Genomic DNA, 22,308 nt, shown 5'->3' with positions numbered 1-22,308 from the left:
AATCCCGTCGTGCGGCGATTCGGTGCGCGGTGGCGGCCGGACGGCGCATGAGCCCGGTGGCCGGCGGCGCGGTGGGCAGGCCGAGCCTCGGGTCGTGTGAAACTTGCCGACGTGAGTGAGCTCGGCGAATTCCTGAGGGGCAAGCGCGCGTCGATCGCGCCGGAGCAAGTCGGCCTGCCGCCCGTCGGCAATCCACGCCGGGTGAGCGGGCTGCGTCGCGAAGAAGTCGCCCAGCTGGCCGGGCTGAGCGTCGATCAGTACACCCGGCTCGAGCTCGGCCGGGTGACCCACGTCTCGGACGAGGTGCTCGCCGGGATCGCGCGGGCCCTGCTGCTGACCGAGGAGGAAGTGTCCTGCCTGCGGCGACTGGGGTCGCGGCACCGGTTGCCGCACAACGAGATTGCCCGGGATCCGGACAAAAAGTAAGGCGGAGTCTTCGGTGGATGAGGGACACCGAAGACTCCGCCTACACCAGAAAGCTTACCGTCCCAGCTGGAAGGGTTCTCGAATCCATAAGCAATTCTCAGCTTCCGGCATTTTCTACCCCTGATCTCCGGATTAACCGGTCGAAACGGGCATCTGGGCGGCCGCTTGCGCCAGGTCGACATTGATCGCGACCGCCGCCGAATAGCCCGCCGACGCCGCACCGACGACCTGGGCGGCGGGGTTCGCGACATTGCCCGCCGCCCAGACGCCCGGCACGCTGGTCCGCCCGGACGGGTCGGCGACCACCCAGCCCTTCTCGTCGAAGTCACAGCCCAGGGCGTGCAACAGGTCGGCATTGGGCACGAAGGTAGGCGCGACGAACATGGCCGAGCAGGGCACCGCACGCCCGTCGACCAGTTCCACGCCGCGCAAGGTGCCGTCGACGACGAGTCGAGCGACCTCGCCCTCGACGATCCGGACGCCGCGCGCGGTGAGCTGAGCCCGATCGGTGTCGGACAACTCCATCGTGTGCTGGAACAAGGTCACCTCGGCCGACCACTGCGGCAGCACCAGAGCCAGGTGCGGCACCCGTGGGTCGGCACCGCCGAGCAGACCGAGCGGCTGATTGCGCACCTCGTATCCGTGGCAGTACGGGCAGTGCAGCACGTCGCTGCCCCACCGCTCGCGCACGCCGGGCAGGTCCGGAAGCTCGTCGCGCAATCCCGTGGCCACCAGGATGCGCCGCGCGGTGAGGGTCCGTCCGCTTGCCAGTCGAACGGTGAAATCATCTCCGGTGTCGGGGTTTTCGACGCCGGTCACCAGGTCATCGATCAGCTCGCCGCCGTATCCGGCTACCTCCGCTGCGCCTCGCTCCAGCAGCTCGCCCGGCGGCATGCCGTCTCGGCTGAGGAATCCGTGCATGTGTTCGGCGGGTGCGTTGCGCGGCGCACCGCCTCGTACTACCGCCACCGTGCGCATGGACCTGGTCAGCACCAGCGCCGCGGACAGTCCCGCCGCACCCCCGCCGACGACCACTACGTCGTACGTTTCGCTCATGCCTCCGCCTCGCTGACGCTCGGCTCCGGCACGAGCGAATGCTCGGCTGTGTCCATCGTTCGCTCGCTCATCTAGCGATCACCTCCGCCGAACAGGTTGCCGGTCCTGTCGCGATTACAGCAACTTATATTGCCGTTTCCGGGAATTCGAGGTGCACTGGAGTCATGCAGAACCAGCCGACCATCGCCGCCGCGCTTGCCGACATCGGGCCGCGGCTCAAGGCGGCGCGCACGCACCGCAATGTCACCCTGACGGCCTTGGCGGAGTCCACCGGGATCTCCAAGAGCACCCTGTCCCGGCTGGAGTCCGGGCAGCGCCGCGCCAGTCTGGAACTCCTGTTGCCGATCGCGTTGGCCTTACAGGTGCCGCTGGACGAACTCGTCGCCGCACCGAAGATCGCCGACCCCCGCGTGCATGCCCCCGCACGAAAGGTGAACGGTATCACCGTGTTTCCGCTCACTCGCCAACCGGGACCGTTGCAGGCCTTCAAGATGGTGATGCCCGCCGACCGCACCGAGCCGGAGCCGCGCGTGCACGACGGGTACGAGTGGCTCTACGTACTGTCCGGTCGGCTACGGATGGTGCTCGGCGAGCACGACATCGTCCTCGGACCTGGCGAAGCCGCCGAATTCGATACCCGGCAACCACATTGGTTCGGTTCCACCGGCCGCGGTCCGGTCGAAATCCTCAGCCTCTTCGGGAGCCAGGGCGAGCGCATGCACGTCCGCGCGCGCAGCCGCGGCGGCCGATCGGGATAGTCACGATTCGACCGCGCCCGTATTGTCCGTTGTTGCGATATCGGCCGCGGATGCGGAGGCTGGAGGATGTGAGTGAAAAATCAGGGTTTTCCCCGTTGCCGGAACAAGTCCGGCTAGGGACTCTGGAAGAGGTGAACCCTCCGCTCGTCGTGCTGCCACCGCACTCCCCCGAGGCGATATCGTCTTTCCTCGCACCGGATGCCGTGCACGATCTGCGCGGCCGGGTCATCGATGAATTGCAGTATCCGCCGATGGCGGCGCTGGTCGTCGCCGGGATACCGGGGGCGGGCAAGAGCACGGTGCTGCGCCGGTTCTTCGGCGCCACGACCGAGGCGGAAGACCCCTCCGGCGGGCCGGAAGGGTCGCTCGTGCTGGACTCGCTGCAAGCCCGGAATCGGTTGCGGCACCGGCTCGGCTGGCTGCCGTATTCGCTGTGGCGGCCGGTCGTCCATGTCGTGCACTTCGCGGGAATTCGTCGGGCACTGCGGGATACGGAGGGACCGGTGGTCATCCACGACTGTGCCACCACCGGCTGGGCGCGGTGGATCATCGCCCTCTGGGCCGCGGGGTACGGCAGGGAGCTGCACGTGATCCTGCTCGATGTGCCCGCCGCGGTGGCCCGCGCCGGGCAACAGGCGCGCGGGCGGCGGTCGAATCGAATGACCTTTGTGCTGCATTGCTTTCGCTGGCGGCGGCTGATGCAGCGACTGCGGGCGGGTGGCGGTCTGCGGCCCGCGCCCGAGTCGCTGGTGATCGTCGACCGGAGCAACATCAATCAGATGAACCGGGTCACCTTCGCCGCGTAGGAATCCGCTTCCCAGTCGGCGCGAATACCCCGGATCGGGGAAGCCCTGTGACACCACTCGTTTCCCGGCTGCGCGGGAGCCGGGCGATGCGGGCTCAGGGAACCAGCACTGTCAGCGCACTCGGTACGGCGCGGATGGTGATGGGCAACGTGCCTGCGGGTTCGCCGTCGGCGGTCGCCGGGGCGCCGGGCGCGGTCAGGGTGATCTCCGCCGCGCGATACTGCTTGACCTCCGGGTGATTCTGCCGTTTGCCCGCGGACAGCGCGGGCAGTAGCCGCAGCATCTCTACCCGGGACAGTCCGCCGACCACGGTGAGATCGAGCAGGCCGTCGTCCAGCACCGCGTCCGGGCAGATCAGCATGCCGCCGCCGTAGGTGCGGGTATTGCCGACCGCGACCATCACCGCGTTGGTCGACACCTCCGACCCCACCCCCGGATTCGTCAGGCCCTCGGTGACCGCGCCGGTCAACTCGACCCGATAGGGCACGGTGAACCGGCCGGAGATCTCGGCCAGCGCGGCGGCGGTGTAGCGCAGACGACCCTTGGGCCAGCGCATAGCGTTGGCGCGCAATGTAACTCGGGCGTCGAACCCGGTGCCGGTGACGGTGACGAACCACATCGGCGCCGATCCCGGTGCGGACGGTTCGATCCGGCCGAGGTCGATGGTCCGGATCTTCCCGTCGGCCACCAGGTCGGCCGCGGCGGCCGGATCCTCGGTGGGCACGCCCAGTTCCCGGGCGAGATCGTTGCCGGTACCCGCCGGGACCATGCCGAGCGGAACACCCGTGTGCGCGACGGCGTCGAGGGTCACGTTGATCAGGCCGTCGCCGCCGATGCAGACCACCGCGTCGCCGTTGCCCTGCGCGATCGAGTCCCGCACCAGCCGAACCGTTTCGGCGGCCGACGGCGCGCGCACCTCGGCGATCTCGACCCCGCGTGCCCGCAACCGTGCCATTGCCGCGTCCGCGACGTCGTGTCCTGCGCGCGGGTTGGTCACCACCGTGACCGCACGCACGGTTCGAATCGAATTCTGCGTCACGGGATCAGCTTTCCAGGATTGAGGATGCCCGCCGGGTCCACTTCGGCTTTCACCGCGCGCAATACGCGGACCCCGAGATCGCCGACCTCGGCGGGCAGCCATGGGCGGTGGTCGGTGCCGACCGCGTGATGGTGGGTGATGGTGCCGCCGTTGGCCACGATCGCGTCGCCGACAGCCTGTTTCGCCGTGTGCCACTGCGCGATCGGATCATCGAGCTGCTTGGCGACGACGGTGAAGTACAGCGACGCACCGGTCGGGTAGGTGTGCGAGATGTGGCACATGACCAGCGGCGGGGTGCCCTGCCCGGAGAGCGAATCGGTCAGCGCGGCAGTCACCTTCGCCTTGAGCGTGCCGAGGTTCGCCCAGGTTGTTGCGGTCTCCAGCGTTTCGCACAGCACGCCGACGTCCAGCAATGCATCGCGCATGTAGGGCGCGCCGAAGCGGCCGTGTTCCCATTCCCTGGCCGGGGTTTCGCCGAGCGCGGTGCCACCCGCCGCGGTGAGCAAGGCGCTCGCCTCGGCGCTGCGTGCCGCGACATGCGCCGCAGTCCCCTCGAAGGTGGTGATGGCGAGGCAGCCGGCGATCGCGTTGCCGCCGATGTCGCTGGAGCGGGCCAGATTGACCCCGGTCTCGGCCTCGTCGGACAGGCGAAGCACCGTTGGCGCGGCACCCGCCTGCACGACCGAACGCAGTGCGGCGGCACCGGTTTCGAAGTCGGGGAACGACCACCCTTGATAGGCGGTGGTCTCCGGTACGGGGTGGACGCGCACGGTGACCTCGGTGATCACACCGAGGGCGCCTTCCGAGCCGACGAACAGCTCACGCAGGTCCGGGCCCGCCGCCGAGGCGGGCGGACGGCCGAGTTCCAGCGTGCCGGTGGGGGTGGCGATCTTCAGTCGCTGCACCATGTCGTCGAACCGCCCGTACCCCGCCGAGGCCTGCCCGGATGACCGGGTGGCGGCGAAGCCGCCGATGCTGGCGAACTCGAAGCTCTGCGGGAAATGCCCGAGCGAAAGTCCTTGTGCCCGAAGCAGTTCCTCCGCACGCGGGCCGGTGAGCCCGGCACCGAGGGTGGCCATGCCGCTGACCGGGTCGATAGCGGACACCCCGTCGAGCCTGCGCAGGTCCATCGCGAGCACGGTGTCGAAGCGGCCGCGCACCGGATCGACGCCGCCGACCACGCTGGTGCCGCCGCCGAACGGCACGACCGCGATGGCGTGTTCGGCGCAGTAGGCCAGCACGGCGAGCACCTGGTCGTGGTCGGCGGGGAAGACGATGGCGTCCGGAGCGTCCTGCGGGCCCTCGGCACGGCGACGCAACAGGTCAGGGGTGCTCTTGCCGCCGGCGTGCCGCAAGCGGTCGCGGTGGTCGGTCGAGACGTTGTCCGGGCCGACCACCTCGACCAACCCGTCTCGTCGGGTAGGCGTCAGCGCCGACTCTCGAAGTGGCACCTCGCCCTCATCGCGGCGCGCCACCGGGTCGCCGGACACTCCGAACACCTGCGTGAGCAGGCCCCGGACCTGTGCCGATAACGGCTTGTGTCCGGCCGGAATGCCCCAGGCATCCCAGACCATACTCGCCACGGCCTGGGCTGCGCCCGAGTTTTCCGCCGGAGCCGATGCGTCGCCGGGGTACTTCTGCGTCTCGACCATGCGTTACAGTTTGACATAGAATGTCAAGCAGTAACGAGCCGACCTCACCGAGGTGAACCTTTGACCGCTCCCGACGACCCGCTTTCCGCCATCGATCTCGCGATCCTGGAGGCCGCCCGCCGCTGCGTGGCGGAGTTCGGCGTGCGCCGCACCACGCTCACCGAGGTGGCCCGGCGCGCGGGCGTCAGCAGGCCGACCGTCTACCGACGCTGGCCCGACACCGGGGCGCTGGTCGCCGAGCTGCTGGTCCGCGAGCTGCGCGCGATCGTCGCGGCCACCATGCCCACCGGAGGGCCCGGCCGCACCCGGCTGGTCACCGGCATCGTCGCGGGAGCCGCGAAGGTTCGCTCGAACCCGTTGTTCGGCAAGATCTTCCGCGCCGACACCGACCTGATGCTCACCTATGTCTTCGGCCGCCTCGGCCGCAACCAGCGCGCTTTGCTCGAGCTGTTCGCCGCGGGCATTCGAGAAGGCCAGCAGGACGGGTCGATTCGCGACGGCGACCCCGAGCAACTGGCCACCATGCTCCTGCTGATCGCGCAATCCGCGGTCCAGTCGGCAGGCACGGTCGAACCACTGCTCGCCGGAGCCGACCTGGACACGGAGCTGTCCCACGCACTCGACGGCTATCTCGTACCGGCCGATCGGCACGGCACCGACCTCGGAAAGGCATTGCGATGACCAGGAATTCGGTTGTCACCGGCGACTCGGCCCTGAACGCGGAACGCCGCACCAGGGAGCTGCGGCAGCTCGGTGACGGGGGCGAGATCGACGTACTGGTGATCGGCGGCGGCGTCACCGGCGTCGGCGCCGCGCTCGACGCGGTGGCCCGCGGGCTGCGCACCGTGCTGGTGGAGCGGCACGACCTCGCGTTCGGTACCAGCCGGTGGAGTTCGAAGCTGGTGCACGGCGGGTTGCGGTATCTGGCCAGCGGTCAGGTCGGCATCGCGCACGAAAGCGCGGTGGAGCGCGGCATTCTGATCCGCACCACGGCACCGCATCTGGTCCGCCCGCTGCCGCAGCTGGTGCCGTTGCTGCCCGGCATCGGAGCCGCGCAGAGCGCGCTGGTGCGGGTGGGTTTCCTGGCGGGTGACGCGCTGCGCCGCGGTGCGGGCACCCCGGCCGCGATCCTGCCCCGGTCCCGCCGGGTCGCGGCCGCCGAGGCACTGCGGCTTGCACCGACCGTGCGCCGCGACGGGCTGCGCGGCGGCCTCCAGTCGTGGGACGGTCAGCTCGTCGACGACGCCCGCCTGGTGGTCGCCTTGGCGCGCACCGCGGCCGCGCACGGCGCGACGGTGCTCACCCGCGTGGAAGCCCTTGACGTGAATGGCAATTCGGCTCGCCTCCGGGACACCCTGACCGGTGCGACCATGTCCGTACGCGCCCGCGCCGTCGTCAACGCCACCGGCGTGTGGGCCGACGAGGTCGACCCCAGCATCGAGTTGCGCCCCAGCCGCGGCACCCACCTGGTGTTCGACGCCGCGTCGTTCGGCGGGCTCACCGCCTCGCTGACCGTCCCGGTGCCGGGCAGCACCAGCCGTTTCGTCTTCGCCTTCCCCGCCGCGCACGGCCGCGTGTACCTGGGCCTGACCGACGAGGACGCCCCCGGCCCGGTCCCGGACGAGCCGAAACCCGCCGAGACCGAGATCGATTTTCTGCTCGACACCATCAACACCGCGCTCCGTGAGCCGTTGACCCGCGCCGACATCCGCGGCACCTACGCAGGCCTGCGTCCACTGCTGAAGACCGCCGACGACAGCACCGCCGACATCTCCCGCAAGCATGCGGTCCTACACTCCCCCACCGGGGTCATCACCATCGTCGGCGGCAAACTCACCACCTACCGCCAGATGGCCGAGGACGTCATCGACGCGGCCGTCACCCACGCCGGACTGACCGCAGGCCCCTGCCGTACCAAACGACTTCCGTTGGTAGGCGCGGTTTCCGGCGCCGCGCGCGACCGCATCGACGCGCCTCCGGTGCTGATCGACCGTTACGGCAGCGAAGCAGCGGCCGTTCTCGCTGCCACCCAACGCAACCCGGCACTGGCCCAACCGGTGGCGCCCGGAATAGACGTCACCGCGGCGGAATTCCACTTCGCCGTCACCCACGAGGGCGCACTCGACGCCGACGACCTGCTCGACCGCCGCACCCGGATCGGCCTGATCGCCGAAGACCGCGCGGCCGCGACCCCGGCCGCGATGGCCGCGCTCGCACCGGCCACCTAGGTTTCCGTGACGGACCCGTCGAACGTCCACGAGTCGATATCGGCGCACATGGTGGCACGCGGCCAGCCGTCGAGGCCGTGGGCGGCTTCGGCGGCGCGGATGGCGTGCAGACCTGGTGTCTGCTCCTCTTCGGAGAGGTAGCGGAAGCCGAGGCGCTCGTAGTACGGGCCGTTCCAGGCGACGTCGACAAAGGTGGTGAGGGTGATCGACTGCATGCCATGGTCTTTGGCCCAGAACACCGCGTGGTCGATGAGCTGCTTGCCGATCCGGCGGCCCCGGTGGTCGGGGTGCACCGACACCTGATCGATGTGCGCCATCTGGTCGACGACGCCGAGGACCAGGTAGCCGATCGGGTGGTCGCCGTCGTCGGTCCAGACCCACGCGCGTCCGGCGCGCTGGAACTCGCGCAAGGTTTCTAAAGGCGGCGGTTCATCCTCCGCCACGGCTGTCATACCGATTTCCGCAAACGGTCTACCCGCTGCGATCTCGATATCCTGCAGGACTGGCAAGTCGTCCTCGGTCGCCGGTCGGATCACGGACACCTTCGCATCATAGAGATCAGGTGGCGGGCGTGGCGAGAATGCCCTCGATCAGCACCCGAAGCGCCCATCGGGCACGCTGGTCCCCCTCGCCGGACATCATGGTGTCGCCCAGGGCCACGATCATCGGATAGCGCTCGGCCGGCAGCGCGGCGAAGCGCTCGCGGACCTCGGCGAGGTGCGCCTCGGCGCGCATCCCTTTGGTGTTGTAGGCGCTCTGTTCGGCGGCGACCGCGGTGATGTGCAGGAACAGCAGGTCGACGGCCCACGAGTTGGTGCGCTCGTCCACGCCGCCCTCGGCGAGCAGTGCCAGCATCCGGTCGACGAGCACGAGTGCGTTCGTCCCGGTCGGGATCGCCCCGAGCGCGACGAGCGCCAGTCCCTCGTGCCGGCTCATCACGGTGACCGCCGACTCGACCAGGGCGAACAGTCGTTCGCGCCAGGTGCCGCCGGTCGGTTCCTCGATCGTGCCGAGCACGTGGTCGAGCATGGCGGCCATCAGGTCGTCGCGGTTGGCGACGTAGACGTAGAGCGAGGCCGCGCCGGTGTCGAGCTCCTGGGCGACGCGGCGCATGGTCAGCGCGGCCTGGCCGTCCTGATCGAGAACGCGCAGGCCGGTTTCGATGATCACGTCGCGGCTGAGCGGTGCCTTCGCCGGACGAGCTCGGCGGCTGACCGGCGCTGAATTCATGACCGCGCCTCGATCCGCCGCGCCGAAACCACCTGGTTCGCTGCTCGCTGTCCGCGCTCGCTCATGATGCCGAGCATACGCGTTGAACGAACGTCGTTTGACACGAACAGCGTTCGTCTCCTACCGTCTTCCCAACGAACATCGTTCGTAACGATCGAAGTTCGACCACTCTCCGCTCCACCTCGAAGGAGGTGTCCCGTGTCCATCCCCACTCAGTCCACTGCGGCGAATACCCAGGTCAACAGCCGCAGGTGGGCCATACTCGCGGTCATCCTCGCGGCCGCCGTCCTCGACCTGCTCGACGCGACGATCACCAACATCGCCGCGCCGACAATCGCCGCGGACCTGCACGGCGGCCAGGCTTTGATCCAGTGGCTCGGCGCGAGCTACGCCCTCGCGCTCGGCGTGCTGCTCGTCGTCGGCGGCCGGCTCGGCGATCGCTTCGGTAAGCGCCGCCTGTTCCTGATCGGGCTCGCCGGGTTCACCGTCGCCTCGGTCGCCTGCGGCCTGGCCGTCGATCCGGTCTCGATCATCGTGGCCCGCCTGGTCCAAGGGGCGTTCGGCGCGCTGCTCATCCCGCAGGGTTTCGGCATCCTCACCGCGGTGTTCCCGCGCGAACAACTGGGCAAGGCGTTCAGCGTCTTCGGACCTGCCCTGGGCCTGTCCGCGGTGGGCGGGCCGATCCTGGCCGGCTTGCTGATCGACGCCGATCTGTTCGGCCTCGGTTGGCGCGCCATGTTCCTGATCAATATCGGGCTGGGTGGTGCCGCGTTCGCCGCCGCTTACCGCCTGCTGCCGCCCGACTCCGGTGACCGCACCGTCGCCATCGACGGGCTCGGCGCGGGTCTGCTCGGCGCCGCCATGTTCGGTGCGCTGTTCGGGCTCATCCACGGTGCGGCCAACGGCTGGACCGTGCTGCCGCTGGGCTGCCTCCTCGGCAGTCTGGTCTGCTTCGGCCTGTTCGTCCGGCGGCAGCTGACGGCCGCGGAACCGCTGATCCGGCCGACACTGTTCCAGAACCGGGGCTTCACTTCGGGACTGCTGCTCGGACTGGTGTTCTTCGCCGCGGTGTCCGGATTGCTCTATGTGCTGTCGCTGTTCCTGCAAACCGGCCTCGGCTACCGCCCGACCGGTGCCGCGCTCGGCCTCGCGCCGCTAGCCGTGGGGATCGTGCTCGCCTCGATCGCGGCGCACCAGTTCATCGCCCGGCTCGGCCGCAATCTCATCTTGATCGGGCTGCTGATCACCTTGTCCGGCATCGGCCTGCTGCTCGCGCTCGCACTGAGCGCGGGAACAACCGTCCATCCGTGGGCGCTCGCCGTGCCCGTCTTCATCCTCGGGCTCGGCATGGGCACCTGCTTCGGCACCGTCTACCAGGTCACCATCGGCGATATCGAGCAGGCTGAAACCGGCAGTGCCAGTGGGTCTCTCACTGCCGTACAACAACTCGCGAATGCCATCGGCGCGGCCGCCGTCACCACGGTGTACTTCCACACCGTGGGTTCGGGGCAGGCGCACGCATTGATCGTCAGTTCGGTGCTGGTCGCCGTCGGCACCGTCATCTGTTGCGCATTGGTCCGGCTACTGCCGCGCAACGCACCGGCCGAGCACTGACCCGCCGATGTGCCTGTCCGCCAGTGGCTTCCAGCGGCGGACCCAATTCACTACTCACCAAGGACTTCTCATGATTCTCGTAACCGGCGGTCGCGGCGCGGTCGCTACCAACCTGCTCGACCTGCTGCGCGCCGACGGCCTCGCCGTGCGTGTCGGATCCGCCCACCCCGAGCGGCTCCGAGTTCCCGCGGACGTGCCGACGGTCGCCTGTGATCTGACCGATCCGACGACCTTTCCCGCGGCCCTCGCCACAGTCACCTCGGTATTCCTGTACGCGGAGGGCGCAACCATCAGCGAATTCGTCACCGCCGCAACCGAAGCTGGTGTCGAGCACATCGTCCTGCTGTCCTCGTCCTCGGTGCTCGATCCCGACGCCGCGACCAACCCGGTCGCGAAATCGCATCTCGACGCGGAGCTCGGACTCGCCGCCGCCCCGATGACCGTCAGCATGCTGCGCCCGGGTGCCTTCGCCGGCAATGCCCGTAGTTGGGCCTGGGCGATCAAGGCAGGCCAGCCGGTCCGCCTGCCGTACCCGAACGCCTACGGCGATCCGATCCACGAGCTCGATATCGCCGAGGCCGCGCACACCCTGCTCACCGAGCCGGACTCGCGGGGCGGCCAGTACCACCTGACCGGACCCGAGACCCTCACCTTCACCGAGCAGCTCGACCGCGTCGGCCAGGTCATCGGCCGCTCCATCGCCGTCGACCACGTGACTCCCGAAGCGTGGAAACAGCAAATGGCCGAGTACATTCCCGGTCACCTCGCCGACGGTCTGCTTGCGTACTGGCGTCGCTGCGACGGTGTGCCGAATCCGATCACCGACGATGTCAGCACCCTCACCGGGCGTCCGGCCCGTACCTTCACCAGCTGGCTCGAGGAGAATGCAGCTCTGTTCACCGGGTGAACTCGGGCAACTGATCCGTTTCCGACAGCCGCACCTCCGGCTGTCGGAAACGTTTGCGCCGATCGACGGCACGCGCGGGCCGGTACTCGAACCGGGTGTCGGCGAGACGGTCGCCACACTTACGCCCCGGACCGAATAAGACGAACACCACCACCGCCTGTAGCGTGCCCGGCGCCGACAGACCGACCAGAATCGTGGCGGCACTGGCGGATTCAGCGGTCGGCAGATTCTTCCGATCGGTAGCTCCGATGTGCCCGGACGTAGCCCCGCAGCCCCTCGGCGCGCCGATCCACCCCGCGCACACGCTCTATGCTGGCTTCGAATGTCGGTAGTGCGCCGGGAAGGAGGGCGCGGATGCGCAGCAAATCATCCACCGTTGGTATCGCGCAGGGTGACGGCCTCGTCGCGCGCTTCGGCGGCGTAGTCGTCTATCTGGCTGGGGAAACCGCCTCCACGGACCGGATCCTCGGCGCGATCGAGGCGGTCGCGGAGGCCGCGCATCCCGGCGCGGCGCTCGCGCAACGGCTGGCCGCCGTGGTTTTCGGCAGCACGTCCGAGACGCCGCCGTTCGGCGTGGTCGCCCCGACCGACGACGGCACCCTGATCCTGCTGCGCGGACCGGTCTTCGCCGAGATCAGCGGTGCGGAGGGGACCAGACGCCTGGATGGGTCGCGCGCGTTCACCTGGGTGGACGAGATCGTGCGCGAACCGCTGCGCCGGATCACCGTCGGCACGGACATCGGCAAACCGCTGAAAGCATTGCCGCGCACCGATCTGCGCGCTGGCGTGGTCCCCGGTGGTGGCTTCGTCCTGAATGTCGCGCTCAAGCGTGCGGGCAAAGCGGCCAAGAGTGCCGCGGCACCCCGCCCGTCCGCCGGCGGCTCGGCAGCCGAGCCGCCGCCGACCGCCGCCGCCGGATTCGCCGCCACACCCGAGCCCACCGGTGCCGATGTGGCGGTCGACGCGCCGGCTGCCACGGTTTCTCCCGCCGATACCGCGGCGGCCGCGAGCGTGTCGTCGGTCGTCCGGGCATCGCCGGCCGACCGGAGCCCCTCGGCTACCCGGTCCGGCGCGGCTCAGTCCTCGTCGGCTCCCGCACCCACGTCCAACCGCGCCGCGACCGCCACCACGAGCCAGCCGTCGGAATCAGCGCGGCCACGCATGCGGCCGCGGCCGCCCATCGGCAACCGTCCCGCGGCGGACCGTCCACTCGCCTGGTCACAAACCCACCACCCCGGGCCACGACCCGAACCTGTTGCGCTGCACAAGACCTCGGCCGATCGCGTCGCCCGGATCGTCCGCCCAGCCGCCGAACCGGACCAGGCCGTCGGCAACCTGATCCTCGAGAACGGCGCGGCCTATCCGCTGGACCGCCCCTACGTCATCGGCCGCGGCCCGCAGGCCGACGACTCCGTCCGCTCCGCCACCGCCGCGCCCATCGTGATCCAACGCGATCGCCACGTCTCCCGCGTACACGCCTACGTCTCGGTCGACCGCGGCAAGGTCTTCGTCCGCGACGCCGCCGCCACCTCCGGCACCTTCATCGCCCCGCCCGGCACCGACCAGTGGACCCGAATCGGCACCTCCCCCACCGAACTCCGCCCCGGCTGGAGCGTCCGCATCAGCGATCGAGTGATCACCTACCGCGGCACTGACGAGACGGACGGCGACCGCCGCGAATCCGAGTGACGCGCGCATTGGCGTGAGCTGCCGCGAATGCGGTTTCGGCACAGTCGGTTACGCCCACCAAGCCAGCGGCCTCGTCGTTGTGGAGGGCACAGTGATTACGACCACCGCGGCGGCCGACTCATGGGTGACAGCGGACGCGGCGATAGGCCACCGCGACAGCCGACTCATCGCTGACAGCAGGCGCGGCGCGTAACGACTAGCGCCACGGCCGACTCGTCTTTGATGGGAGCGGTGCAGCGATTACCGCCACCCCTGGCAACCGGCTCATCGCTGACAGCGGACGCGGCGACTACGACCGCCCCGGCAGCCGCCTTATCGTTGACGGCGGACGCGGCGAAGATAGCGGCGGCGCTTGCCGATTCGGCGGGCACCGAAGGACGCTGCCAGGCCTGCGGCGGCGGCGAGGGCGGCGGAGCCTGCGGTGGTCGCTATTGCCGGTGGGTGGCCGAGGAGGATCCAGGCACCGCCAACGAGGGCGACGGCGAGCAGGGCGGCACTGATCATCAGGCCGACACTGTTGGCGAATCCACCGCGGCCCCTGCGTAACCGGCGCATGTTCGACTCGAGGTAGGCGAGGGAGAACAGGGCGAGCAGGACGACGCTCGCGGCCGTGACGGTGGTCGCCGGGCGTTGGACGGCCTGCATTTCCACTCGCTCGGTGGCGATTTCGCTGTTGTTCCGCAACAGGACGAGCTCACCGGTGAGGTGCCCCGCCATCACGTACTGATTGACCGGCGCGGGCAGAATGGCCCCTGGCTCACCCGGTATGAACGGCACGACTTCGCCGACGAGCGGTACACCGAGCAGCGTCACCTTCAGCGAAGCGGCGTCCGCATCGATCCCATTGACGCGCAACGGGACCGGCTTCGTCAGATCGACTTCGACGGGTGTCGTGGCCGGATCGACCCCACCGAGGGTGACCGCGCCCGGCGCCAGGTCACCACCGATCGATGACCGACCGAACCCCGAGACCATCAACACCACTGCCGCAATCGCGAGGACCGCGGCAACGGCGAACGGCACCCGCGGCGACTCGAAGCTGACGACTTCCTGGATGAGCACCAGGTCCCGTCGATCGATCTCGGCCAGCCGTGCCCCGTTGTCGGGCATCGGCTGCAACGGCCGCACCCGAGTCACCGGTCCACGAAACGGCATCGCGCCCTGCGCCTGTGCCGCAGGCCCTACCGGCGACCGAGCCCCAGCCGGAGGGACCGCACCTGAAGGCCGACCTGCCACTGGATGACCGCCCACCGGTCGCGGATCAGTCGGCGGACGGGTACCACCCTCAGGCCGAGATCCGGCCGGATACCACGGCACAGTTGGCGGAGCAGTCCCCGTCGATCCGGCCGTCGACCACGGCGCACTGTCCAGCGCGGGCCCGAACGGTGGTGCGCCACCGGATCCCTCGGGTGGCGCAGCGGATTTCGATGCCCCGCCAGGAAACCAAGGCGCGGTCGGCGGAGCAGCACCGAATGTCCGATCCGCAGACAGGGACTCCGTGTCCGACGGCGTACCGCGCTCCGAAGGTGTGCCGGACGCGGCCGATCCCGATGGACCGCTTGGCTCCCGCGGCCCGCTGGGCATTGCCGGTCGAAACGGCGGTGGAGTTCCATAGGCATTCGGCGGAGCAGTTCCGCCAGGGCGAGGTCCGGTTTCACCAGGGTGCGGCCCGGTCCTGCCGAAGGGCGGGGCGTTTCCGCCAGAGGGTGCGCTGGTTCCACCGGAGTCCGAGCCAGTTTCGCTAGAAAGCGAGCTGGTTGATCCAGCAGCTCCGCCAGTCCCGCTGGGTGACAGCGATGTTCCGCCCGCTGAATACGGTTGGACACCAGGTCGTGGTCCAGGGGTGACCGGTGGTGTGCGGCGGTGCCGAACAGATCCCCGGCTCGACATCCGCCCACTTCCGGTGGCGGCGGCAACGATCGTGTCCGCGCCGATCACCGGAATACCCACGGGCGTAAGCCAATCCTGTCCCCAGCAGTAGGCGGCAGGCTGCGCGAGCGCGATACCGAAGGACTCGGCGGTATCGAAGCGATCCGCGGGATCGGTTGCCAACCCCTGCATCACCACGGCGGCGATCGGTTCCGGCACGCCAGGAGCGACCGCACTCAGCGGGATCGGCTCATCGAAGGCATGCGCGAACAACATGGCCAGCGGACCGTCACCCGGCGGGAACGGCAACACCCCCGACAGCAGCTGATAGAGCATCGTCGCCAGCGCGTACACATCCGTGGCGGGCGAAAGCTGTTGCCCCCGTGCCTGCTCCGGCGCGATGTAGGACGGCGTACCGATGATGTCGCCCGCCTTGGTCACCCACGTCTCGTCGCCACCGACGATCTTGGCGATACCGAAGTCGGTGAGCTTGATCGCCCCGCCCGCCGCGAACATCAGATTCGCCGGCTTCACGTCACGGTGCAGCACCCGATGCCGATGTGCGGCGGCCAATCCCGCCGCGCAGGACAGCGCGATCGCGACGGCGGTCGCGGAATCGTAACCGTCCGTGGCGAACCGCTCGCCCACCGTGCCGCCCGGCAGATACTCCATCACCAGCAGGCAGAGCTCACCGTGCTCCAGATAGTCGAAAACCCGCACCACGTGCGGATGGTCGATCGCCGCGAGTACGCGAGCCTCCGCGACGAACCGCCGCCGGACCTGCTCGTCGTGCGCGAACTGCGGCGGGATCTGCTTGATCGCGACCGGCCTGCCCAGCCTGCGATGCGTGCCCGCGAGCACCACCCCGCACCCGCCCCGGCCGAGTTCGGCGCCGATGTCGTAGGCGGGCAAGGCAGCCCGCACCAGTTCGTCCTGCTCGGTCACGACGCCGATCCTCCGGCAGGCAGGCGGTAGGCGGGGGCGTCGGCGATCTCGTCGGTATCGGCATCGGCATCCACGTCGTCGTCCTCGTCCGGTTCCGGCGTCGGCGACGCGTAGCCGAGCAGGAAAGCCACGGCGGCTGTCGTTCCCGCGAACGCCAGCCACAAACTCGTATCCGGCACCCACCACCGCGCCACCGACGCGGTGAACGCGAACACCAGTCCGATCCCGAGTCCCGGCGCGAGCAACCGCAGCCCGCGCTGCCAGCGGTTGGCCGAAAGTCGGTGCCGGGCAATGGCCAACGCGGCGTCCGCAATGGCCAGTGCGGTCAAAACCGCCAACGCGATCCCGAAAAACCCGTAAACCGACCACAACGACCCGCGCACATCGGTGACCAAGGGAATCTCGGCCACCGCAGTACCGCTCGCTCCATACACCGCGAGTTCACCGCCGATCAGCCCGGTTGCCTGCCCGGCCAGCCCACGCAACTCCAGCCGATACCGCAACGACTCGGATTTCCCTGGCGCAATGGTCAATTCGACAGCGGTGGAGTACGAGAAGAAGCTCAATCCGAGCACCCGCCCGGCGAGATCGACGTGCCGGATCTCCAACGGCTCGCTCGTATTGTTCGTCAACTCGATCGCGACGCGAACCGTGCTGTCCGGCTCGAGCCGCAACGGCTTCGCCACCGACGTCCCCGCGATATCGCGCCCATCGAAGTTCGCGGACATGTCGACCCCGTCGGGCTTCGCGCCCGCCTGCGCCGCAGGCCACAGCAGCGCGAGCAGCAACAGCACCGGCCAGACGACAGCCCGAATGCCTTGGAAACCACCGCTCATTCGCCCCTCCGAGCGGGTAGATGCGACACGAGGCGATGGCAGTAGTACCACCCGCCGAGCACAAGGAAGAACAGAATCACGGTCAGCGTCGACGTCCCCGACCCGATGCTGCCGACCAGCACCACATCCAACGGCGCCGCCAGGGTGCGCCCGCACTTCGCCGTCACCTGATGTCTGCCGATGTCCATCGCACCGGTGGCCAACGACACCTCGAACGCACCGTCCGCCCCGGCCACGGTCTTACCTACGGCGACATCACCGATCGCGACATCGACCGGTGCCCCCGGCTCACAGCCGTGACCACTGGCCGTGACACCGACCCCGGGGCCGACCGCCGACGGCGTGAGATCCATTGCGGCAGGGGGTAATCGAGGAGGTGGCGGCGGCAGCGGCTCGGGCACCGGCGGCTCAACCGCCGGGGTGCGGACCGGATTCCTCGGTGGCGCAACAACATCCGGCGTAGGCGGCGGGTCGACGACTTCCGGGGGTGGGGGCGGTGGGGGTGGCGGCGGTGGAAGCAAAACCTCGGGCAGCGGCGGGATCACCACATCCGGCGGTGTGATCGGCGGCGTGGTGACCTCCGGTGGCGTGGTCGGCGGCGTCGTAATATCCGGCGGCCTCGGTCTACTCGACGGCGGCACCGGCGGACAGGTCGGCCCATCGGACCCACCGCACGGATCGGGCGGCCGAGGCGGCGGCACCGCTCTGCCGGGCGAAACGGGCCCGTCATGCGTCCCACTGCCATCCTGCGGTGGCGGCGCGTCTCTGCCACCGTTGCCCTCCTGCCGCGGAGCGGGCGCACCCGTCCCGTCACGGGTCCCACCGCCATCATCCGGCGGCGGCGGTAGCGGGCTCGACGGCTGCCGCACCGGAACCATCGCCTGCGGCCGATCACCCGGCTCGACGCCCTCGTCTACCCCGCTATCCAGCAGCGCGGGCGCGTAACGCCCGACGAAGCCGTCCCACGGTCCCGATATCGGCGGCAGCCGTTGCGCGTCCTCGACCACCGCTACCGAATTCGAATCCCCTGCTGCGGGCGCCCCCGGCAACCCGGCCAGCACACCTCCACACAGGATTGCCCCCAGCAGCACCCGACCCGCACGCCGCTGTCTCACCTGCCGACGCGCTGCGCCGGCACGCGAAGCAGCTGGTGCCAGCGTCCCCATCGGCCATGCTCTCGCTAGGCATACCGCCGCCCGCGCGCCGACCCTGCCCGGTGCGCTGACGGACTCTGTACGACCGCGCCCATCGTGCGTGCGATCCCTAGCATCGTAAGGCCGTGTGCGCCAACGCGGAGCCAACTCCGACGAGCCGACCTCGGGGATTACCGTCCTGCGCCCGCGCGAGATCTGGGGATGCACCCGGACTCCGCACGCCCGTTATGGTCAGCGCGGGCAACCAGCGTGTTCCGCACCCGCATCGCCGCGAGTGCATACCATCGAAGTAGCTGGTCCCCTGCCCGACTCAGACACCGCGAAGAGGACAATACGAACTATGCACCGTAACGGTCCGACCGAGGACATCGACGAGTCCGCCCTGAGCGTGACCGCGCCGAAAGAGCAGGCTGCGGGTGTCACCGCGGTCGCGGTGTCGTTGCAGCGTGCGGTCAGCGAGATGGGCGTGATTCGCACCGCTCGCACCCTCGCGCGGGTCAATCAGGTGCACGGTTTCGACTGCCCCGGCTGTGCCTGGCCGGAGCCGACCGGTCATCGCCGCCCGGCCGAGTTCTGTGAGAACGGTGCGAAGGCGGTCGCCGAGGAGGCGACGCTGCGCACGGTCACCCCGGAGTTCTTCGCCGCGCACTCGATCGACGAGCTGGCGGACAAGTCGGGGTACTGGCTCGGCCAGCAGGGCAGGCTGACACATCCGATGGTGCTGCGCCCCGGCGACACCCACTATTCCCGCATCGCCTGGGACGACGCCTACCGCATCGTCGCGGATCACTTGGGCGCCTTGACTTCTCCGGACGAGGCTGTCTTCTACACCTCCGGCCGCACCAGCAACGAAACCGCGTTCCTCTATCAGCTGCTGGTTCGCAGTTACGGCACCAACAATCTGCCGGACTGTTCGAACATGTGCCACGAGTCCTCGGGTGCCGCGCTGATCAGCTCGATCGGCATCGGCAAGGGTTCGGTCTCGATCGACGACTTCGCCGCCGCGGATTTGATCATCGTCGCGGGCCAGAACCCGGGCACCAATCATCCGCGCATGCTCAGCGCGCTGGCGAACGCCAAAACCGAGGGCGCCAAGATCATTGCGATCAACCCGCTGCCGGAGACCGGGCTGCTCGGCTTCCGTGACCCGCAGACGGTCAAGGGTTTCACCACCGGCGTGTCCATCGCCGACCACTTCCTGCAGATCCGCCTCGGCGGCGACATGGCGTTGTTCCAGGCCCTCGGCAGGCTGCTGTTCGAGGCCGAGGACCGCGCGCCGGGCACGGTGGTGGACCGGGAGTTCGTCGACGAGCATTGCGCCGGCTTCGCCGAGTACGAAAAGCAGGTTCGCGCGGTCGATTTCGACACCGTGCTGGCGGCGACGGGCCTGACTCGAGCCGAATTGGACCGCACCGCAAAGCAAATGGCCGAGGCGAAGAGCATCATCATCTGCTGGGCCATGGGCCTCACCCAGCAGGCGCACGGCGTCGCCACTATCGAGGAGGCGACGAACCTGCTGCTGTTGCGCGGGATGATCGGCAAACCGGGCGCGGGTGTCTGCCCGGTGCGCGGGCATTCGAACGTGCAGGGCGACCGCACCATGGGCATCTGGGAGAAGATGCCGGACGCGTTCCTCGACGCCCTGGACCAGGAATTCGGCATCACCAGCCCGCGTAAGCACGGCCTCGACACAGTCGACGCCATCCGCGCCATGCGGGACGGCCGCGCGTCGGTGTTCGTCGGGATGGGTGGCAACTTCGTCTCGGCGACGCCGGATACCGCGGTGACCGAGGCCGCGTTGCGCAATTGCGCACTGACCGTGCAGATTTCCACCAAACTGAATCGCAGTCATGTCGTGCACGGCAAGACCGCGCTGATCCTGCCTACCCTCGGCCGCACCGATCAGGATCTGCGCGACGGCCGCAAACAGCAGGTGTCGGTGGAGGATTCGATGTCGATGGTGCACTTGTCGACCGGGCGGCTCACGCCGGTGAGCAAGCACCTGCGCAGCGAGGTCGCCATCGTCTGCGATCTCGCGCTGACCCTGTTCGGCGCGGACCATCCGGTCCCGTGGGCAAAGTTCCGGTGCGACTACGACACCATCCGCGACGCGATCTCCCGGGTCGTGCCCGGCTGTGCCGACTACAACACCCGGGTCCGCGCCCGCAACGGCTTCGTGCTACCGCACCCGCCCCGGGACAGCCGCGAATTCCGCACCAGCACCGGCAAAGCCAATTTTGCGGTGAACGAGCTCAGCTGGACCCCGGTCCCCGAGGGCAGGCTGATCCTGCAGACGCTGCGTAGCCACGATCAGTACAACACCACCATCTACGGCCTGGACGACCGCTACCGCGGCGTGCACGGCGGTCGCAAGGTGGTGCTCGTGCACCCCGAGGACATCACCGCGCTCGGTTTCGCGGAAGACGAACTCGTCGATGTGATTTCGGAGTGGACCGACGGTACCGAGCGCAGCGTCAAGGGTTTCCGGCTCGTCGCGTACCCGACCCCGCGCGGTAATGCCGCGGCCTACTATCCTGAAACCAATCCCCTTGTCCCCCTTGACCATGTCGCGGCACGGTCGAACACCCCGGTGTCCAAGTCGGTCACCATCAGACTCGAGCGGACCACTGATGAGTAGAGTCACCGCCCGCCGCAGAACGCGCCGGATCTCCCCGTCGGGTGAGATCCAGCGCCCCGACACGCTCGCCGTGGAAGAGCCGCTGGAGATCCGGATCGGCGGCCAATCCCTGGCCGTCACCATGCGAACTCCCGGTAACGATGTCGACCTGGTGCACGGATTCCTGTTGAGCGAGGGCATGATCGGCGTCGCCGAGGAGATCACGGCGGCCCGCTACTGCACGGGCACCGACGACGACGGTCGCCAAACCTACAACGTCCTCGACCTCACCCTGCGCACCGCGGTGCCGGTGCGTACCCGCAGTTTCCTGTCCACCGGTGCGTGCGGGCTGTGCGGCAAGACCGCGCTCGACGAGGTCCGTACGCTCTCGAGGTATCCCATCGCTGAGGGCGGGCCGGTGGTGGACACCCAGGTGCTCGCGGGGATGCCGGATACCTTGCGCAGCAACCAATCCCTGTTCGAGGCGACCGGCGGTCTGCACGCGGCCGGGCTGTTCGCGCCGGACGGCACCGCGCTGGCGGTGCGCGAGGATATCGGCAGGCACAACGCCGTGGACAAGGTGATCGGCTGGGCACTGCGCCAAAACCGCGTCCCCGCACGGGATCTGGTGCTCATCGTCAGCGGCCGCGCCTCCTTCGAGCTGGTGCAGAAGGCGGTGATGGCGGGCATCGGGATGCTCGGCGCCGTCTCCGCCCCCAGTTCACTCGCCGTCGATCTCGCCGCGGAGGCGGGACTGACACTGGCCGGTTTCCTGCGTGGCGAGACGATGAACGTCTACACCCACGGAGGCCGGATCACCGCCTCGCCGAACCGGAAACCGCGGCTGGCCTGATCACCCCTTGCCCGTACCGGATGTCCGCTTTACCGTGACAGCACGTAGTCGGAGCAGTTCGGGCGGGAACGGAGAGACCGATGCGGTTTTCAGTGGAAGGTACCCAAGAGGGCTTACGCGTCCGGATGCGGTTCGAACAGCACCGCCGTCGCCTGCTGGCCACCCGGATCGTCTTGTTAGTCCTTGCCGTACAGGGTGCCGTCATCGGCCTGTGGGCGACCTTCGCGCCGCACTCCTGGTACACCAGCTTTCCCGGCTTCGGCATGCAATGGATCTCGCCCGACGGCCCGTTCAACCATCATCTCGCGGCTGATGTCGGCGCTTTCTTCCTGGCGCTCACCGCGGTGACCATCGGCGCGCTGGTCCTCAACAGCACCGCGGCGGCCCGCCTGGCTGGTATCGGCTGGCTGACCTTCAGCCTGCCGCACTTCGTCTATCACGCCTTCCACCAGCCTGCCGATATGAACGCCGCCAGCCTCTCCCTCAGCCTCATTGCCGCAGCCCTGCTCATCGCCCTCGGCCTCGCCTGCCTGCTGCTACCCCCACGCGGTGATATCCCGATGACCGATCCCGCGCCGGTGCACGTCCGGTTCCCGCGTCGCCGCCGCTGAGCGGCGCCAACCCCGGCC

19 protein-coding genes are annotated in these 22,308 nt (G+C 69.1%); 11 read left to right on the top strand and 8 right to left on the bottom strand.

Going from position 1 to position 22,308, the window contains the following annotated elements:
* The first annotated feature begins 111 nt into the window (after nt 1–111).
* A complete protein-coding gene (locus DMB37_RS29650; RefSeq protein WP_240771706.1) occupies nt 112–426 on the top strand; it encodes a helix-turn-helix transcriptional regulator in 315 nt (104 codons plus the stop codon).
* 132 nt (nt 427–558) lie between these two features.
* Here DMB37_RS29650 and DMB37_RS29645 read toward each other — a convergent pair whose 3' ends face one another.
* A complete protein-coding gene (locus DMB37_RS29645; protein ID WP_135235494.1) occupies nt 559–1,482 on the bottom strand; it encodes an NAD(P)/FAD-dependent oxidoreductase in 924 nt (307 codons plus the stop codon).
* Between the two features lie 164 nt (nt 1,483–1,646).
* On the opposite strand from DMB37_RS29645, the gene DMB37_RS29640 reads away from it, so the two are divergent.
* Nucleotides 1,647–2,240, top strand: a complete 594-nt coding sequence (locus tag DMB37_RS29640) for a helix-turn-helix domain-containing protein (RefSeq protein WP_135235493.1) — start codon at nt 1,647–1,649, stop codon at nt 2,238–2,240.
* Between the two features lie 131 nt (nt 2,241–2,371).
* Nucleotides 2,372–3,046 carry an ATP-binding protein gene (locus DMB37_RS29635; RefSeq protein ID WP_240771705.1) on the top strand — a complete coding sequence of 225 codons (675 nt, stop codon included), beginning with the start codon at nt 2,372–2,374 and terminating at the stop codon, nt 3,044–3,046.
* A gap of 94 nt (nt 3,047–3,140) precedes the next feature.
* Here the strand turns inward: DMB37_RS29635 and DMB37_RS29630 are convergent, their stop codons facing one another.
* On the bottom strand, nt 3,141–4,085 hold the full coding sequence (locus tag DMB37_RS29630; protein ID WP_240771704.1) for a diacylglycerol kinase: 945 nt from the start codon (nt 4,083–4,085) through the stop codon (nt 3,141–3,143).
* Entirely contained in the window at nt 4,082–5,659 is a 1,578-nt protein-coding gene (locus DMB37_RS29625) for an FAD-binding oxidoreductase (protein WP_135237893.1), read from the bottom strand. The genes DMB37_RS29630 and DMB37_RS29625 overlap by 4 nt, the downstream gene beginning before the upstream one ends.
* A gap of 138 nt (nt 5,660–5,797) precedes the next feature.
* On the opposite strand from DMB37_RS29625, the gene DMB37_RS29620 reads away from it, so the two are divergent.
* Both DMB37_RS29620 and DMB37_RS29615 read left to right on the top strand, forming a co-directional pair.
* Nucleotides 5,798–6,418, top strand: coding sequence for a TetR/AcrR family transcriptional regulator (locus DMB37_RS29620; RefSeq protein WP_135235491.1), 621 nt, complete (start codon nt 5,798–5,800; stop codon nt 6,416–6,418).
* Nucleotides 6,415–7,965, top strand: coding sequence for a glycerol-3-phosphate dehydrogenase/oxidase (locus DMB37_RS29615; RefSeq protein WP_135235490.1), 1,551 nt, complete (start codon nt 6,415–6,417; stop codon nt 7,963–7,965). The genes DMB37_RS29620 and DMB37_RS29615 overlap by 4 nt, the downstream gene beginning before the upstream one ends.
* On the opposite strand, the gene DMB37_RS29610 is transcribed toward DMB37_RS29615, so the two are convergent.
* Nucleotides 7,962–8,417 carry a GNAT family N-acetyltransferase gene (locus DMB37_RS29610; RefSeq protein ID WP_135235489.1) on the bottom strand — a complete coding sequence of 152 codons (456 nt, stop codon included), beginning with the start codon at nt 8,415–8,417 and terminating at the stop codon, nt 7,962–7,964. The genes DMB37_RS29615 and DMB37_RS29610 overlap by 4 nt on opposite strands.
* Nucleotides 8,418–8,523: 106 nt before the next feature.
* Nucleotides 8,524–9,195 carry a TetR/AcrR family transcriptional regulator gene (locus DMB37_RS29605; protein WP_135235488.1) on the bottom strand — a complete coding sequence of 224 codons (672 nt, stop codon included), beginning with the start codon at nt 9,193–9,195 and terminating at the stop codon, nt 8,524–8,526.
* 198 nt (nt 9,196–9,393) lie between these two features.
* Between DMB37_RS29605 and DMB37_RS29600 the strand changes: the two genes are divergently transcribed.
* The 3 genes from DMB37_RS29600 to DMB37_RS29590 all read left to right on the top strand — a co-directional run bounded on the left by DMB37_RS29600 (nt 9,394) and on the right by DMB37_RS29590 (nt 13,405).
* Nucleotides 9,394–10,809: an MFS transporter gene (locus DMB37_RS29600; RefSeq protein ID WP_206055032.1), complete on the top strand. Its 1,416-nt coding sequence runs from the start codon at nt 9,394–9,396 to the stop codon at nt 10,807–10,809.
* A 70-nt stretch (nt 10,810–10,879) separates the two neighbouring features.
* On the top strand, nt 10,880–11,716 hold the full coding sequence (locus tag DMB37_RS29595) for an SDR family oxidoreductase (RefSeq protein ID WP_135235487.1): 837 nt from the start codon (nt 10,880–10,882) through the stop codon (nt 11,714–11,716).
* 354 nt (nt 11,717–12,070) lie between these two features.
* Nucleotides 12,071–13,405: an FHA domain-containing protein gene (locus DMB37_RS29590; RefSeq protein ID WP_135235486.1), complete on the top strand. Its 1,335-nt coding sequence runs from the start codon at nt 12,071–12,073 to the stop codon at nt 13,403–13,405.
* Nucleotides 13,406–13,717: 312 nt separating this feature from the next.
* Here DMB37_RS29590 and DMB37_RS29585 read toward each other — a convergent pair whose 3' ends face one another.
* Genes DMB37_RS29585 through DMB37_RS29575 form a run of 3 tightly spaced genes read right to left on the bottom strand, consistent with a single transcriptional unit; the run spans nt 13,718 to nt 18,170 of the window.
* Nucleotides 13,718–16,219 (bottom strand): serine/threonine-protein kinase, encoded by a 2,502-nt coding sequence (locus tag DMB37_RS29585; protein WP_135235485.1) that lies wholly within the window; start codon nt 16,217–16,219, stop codon nt 13,718–13,720.
* Nucleotides 16,216–17,055, bottom strand: coding sequence for a hypothetical protein (locus DMB37_RS29580; RefSeq protein WP_135235484.1), 840 nt, complete (start codon nt 17,053–17,055; stop codon nt 16,216–16,218). Before DMB37_RS29580 ends, DMB37_RS29585 begins: the two co-directional genes overlap by 4 nt.
* The gene (locus DMB37_RS29575; RefSeq protein ID WP_135235483.1) at nt 17,052–18,170 is read right to left on the bottom strand and encodes a hypothetical protein; all 1,119 of its coding nucleotides are present in this window, start codon (nt 18,168–18,170) and stop codon (nt 17,052–17,054) included. The genes DMB37_RS29580 and DMB37_RS29575 overlap by 4 nt, the downstream gene beginning before the upstream one ends.
* 379 nt (nt 18,171–18,549) lie before the next feature.
* Here DMB37_RS29575 and DMB37_RS29570 point away from each other — a divergent pair, with 379 nt between their 5' ends.
* From DMB37_RS29570 to DMB37_RS29560, 3 genes are all read left to right on the top strand, one after another.
* Complete coding sequence (locus DMB37_RS29570) at nt 18,550–20,847, top strand: FdhF/YdeP family oxidoreductase (RefSeq protein WP_135235482.1); 2,298 nt, start codon at nt 18,550–18,552, stop codon at nt 20,845–20,847.
* The gene (gene fdhD, locus DMB37_RS29565) at nt 20,840–21,679 is read left to right on the top strand and encodes a formate dehydrogenase accessory sulfurtransferase FdhD (protein WP_107654787.1); all 840 of its coding nucleotides are present in this window, start codon (nt 20,840–20,842) and stop codon (nt 21,677–21,679) included. The genes DMB37_RS29570 and fdhD overlap by 8 nt, the downstream gene beginning before the upstream one ends.
* Nucleotides 21,680–21,759: 80 nt before the next feature.
* Nucleotides 21,760–22,290 carry a hypothetical protein gene (locus DMB37_RS29560; RefSeq protein ID WP_206055031.1) on the top strand — a complete coding sequence of 177 codons (531 nt, stop codon included), beginning with the start codon at nt 21,760–21,762 and terminating at the stop codon, nt 22,288–22,290.
* The last annotated feature ends 18 nt before the right edge of the window (nt 22,291–22,308 follow it).

The sequence above is a fragment of the Nocardia sp. CS682 genome (assembly GCF_004634405.1).
Classification (GTDB): Bacteria; Actinomycetota; Actinomycetes; order Mycobacteriales; family Mycobacteriaceae; genus Nocardia; species Nocardia ninae.
Note: the sequence above shows the minus strand (reverse complement) of the source record. Positions and strands in the feature narration are given on the sequence as shown.

Excerpts from the sequence above, each read along its gene's own strand:
- DMB37_RS29645 (WP_135235494.1), bottom strand. The coding sequence starts at position 1,482 with ATGAGCGAAACGTACGACGTAGTGGTCGTCGGCGGGGGTGCGGCGGGA.
- DMB37_RS29640 (WP_135235493.1), top strand. The coding sequence starts at position 1,647 with ATGCAGAACCAGCCGACCATCGCCGCCGCGCTTGCCGACATCGGGCCG.
- DMB37_RS29625 (WP_135237893.1), bottom strand. The coding sequence starts at position 5,659 with ATGGTCTGGGATGCCTGGGGCATTCCGGCCGGACACAAGCCGTTATCG.
- DMB37_RS29615 (WP_135235490.1), top strand. The coding sequence starts at position 6,415 with ATGACCAGGAATTCGGTTGTCACCGGCGACTCGGCCCTGAACGCGGAA.
- DMB37_RS29610 (WP_135235489.1), bottom strand. The coding sequence starts at position 8,417 with ATGACAGCCGTGGCGGAGGATGAACCGCCGCCTTTAGAAACCTTGCGC.
- DMB37_RS29605 (WP_135235488.1), bottom strand. The coding sequence starts at position 9,195 with ATGAATTCAGCGCCGGTCAGCCGCCGAGCTCGTCCGGCGAAGGCACCG.
- DMB37_RS29595 (WP_135235487.1), top strand. The coding sequence starts at position 10,880 with ATGATTCTCGTAACCGGCGGTCGCGGCGCGGTCGCTACCAACCTGCTC.
- DMB37_RS29590 (WP_135235486.1), top strand. The coding sequence starts at position 12,071 with ATGCGCAGCAAATCATCCACCGTTGGTATCGCGCAGGGTGACGGCCTC.
- DMB37_RS29580 (WP_135235484.1), bottom strand. The coding sequence starts at position 17,055 with ATGAGCGGTGGTTTCCAAGGCATTCGGGCTGTCGTCTGGCCGGTGCTG.
- DMB37_RS29570 (WP_135235482.1), top strand. The coding sequence starts at position 18,550 with ATGCACCGTAACGGTCCGACCGAGGACATCGACGAGTCCGCCCTGAGC.
- fdhD (WP_107654787.1), top strand. The coding sequence starts at position 20,840 with ATGAGTAGAGTCACCGCCCGCCGCAGAACGCGCCGGATCTCCCCGTCG.
- DMB37_RS29560 (WP_206055031.1), top strand. The coding sequence starts at position 21,760 with ATGCGGTTTTCAGTGGAAGGTACCCAAGAGGGCTTACGCGTCCGGATG.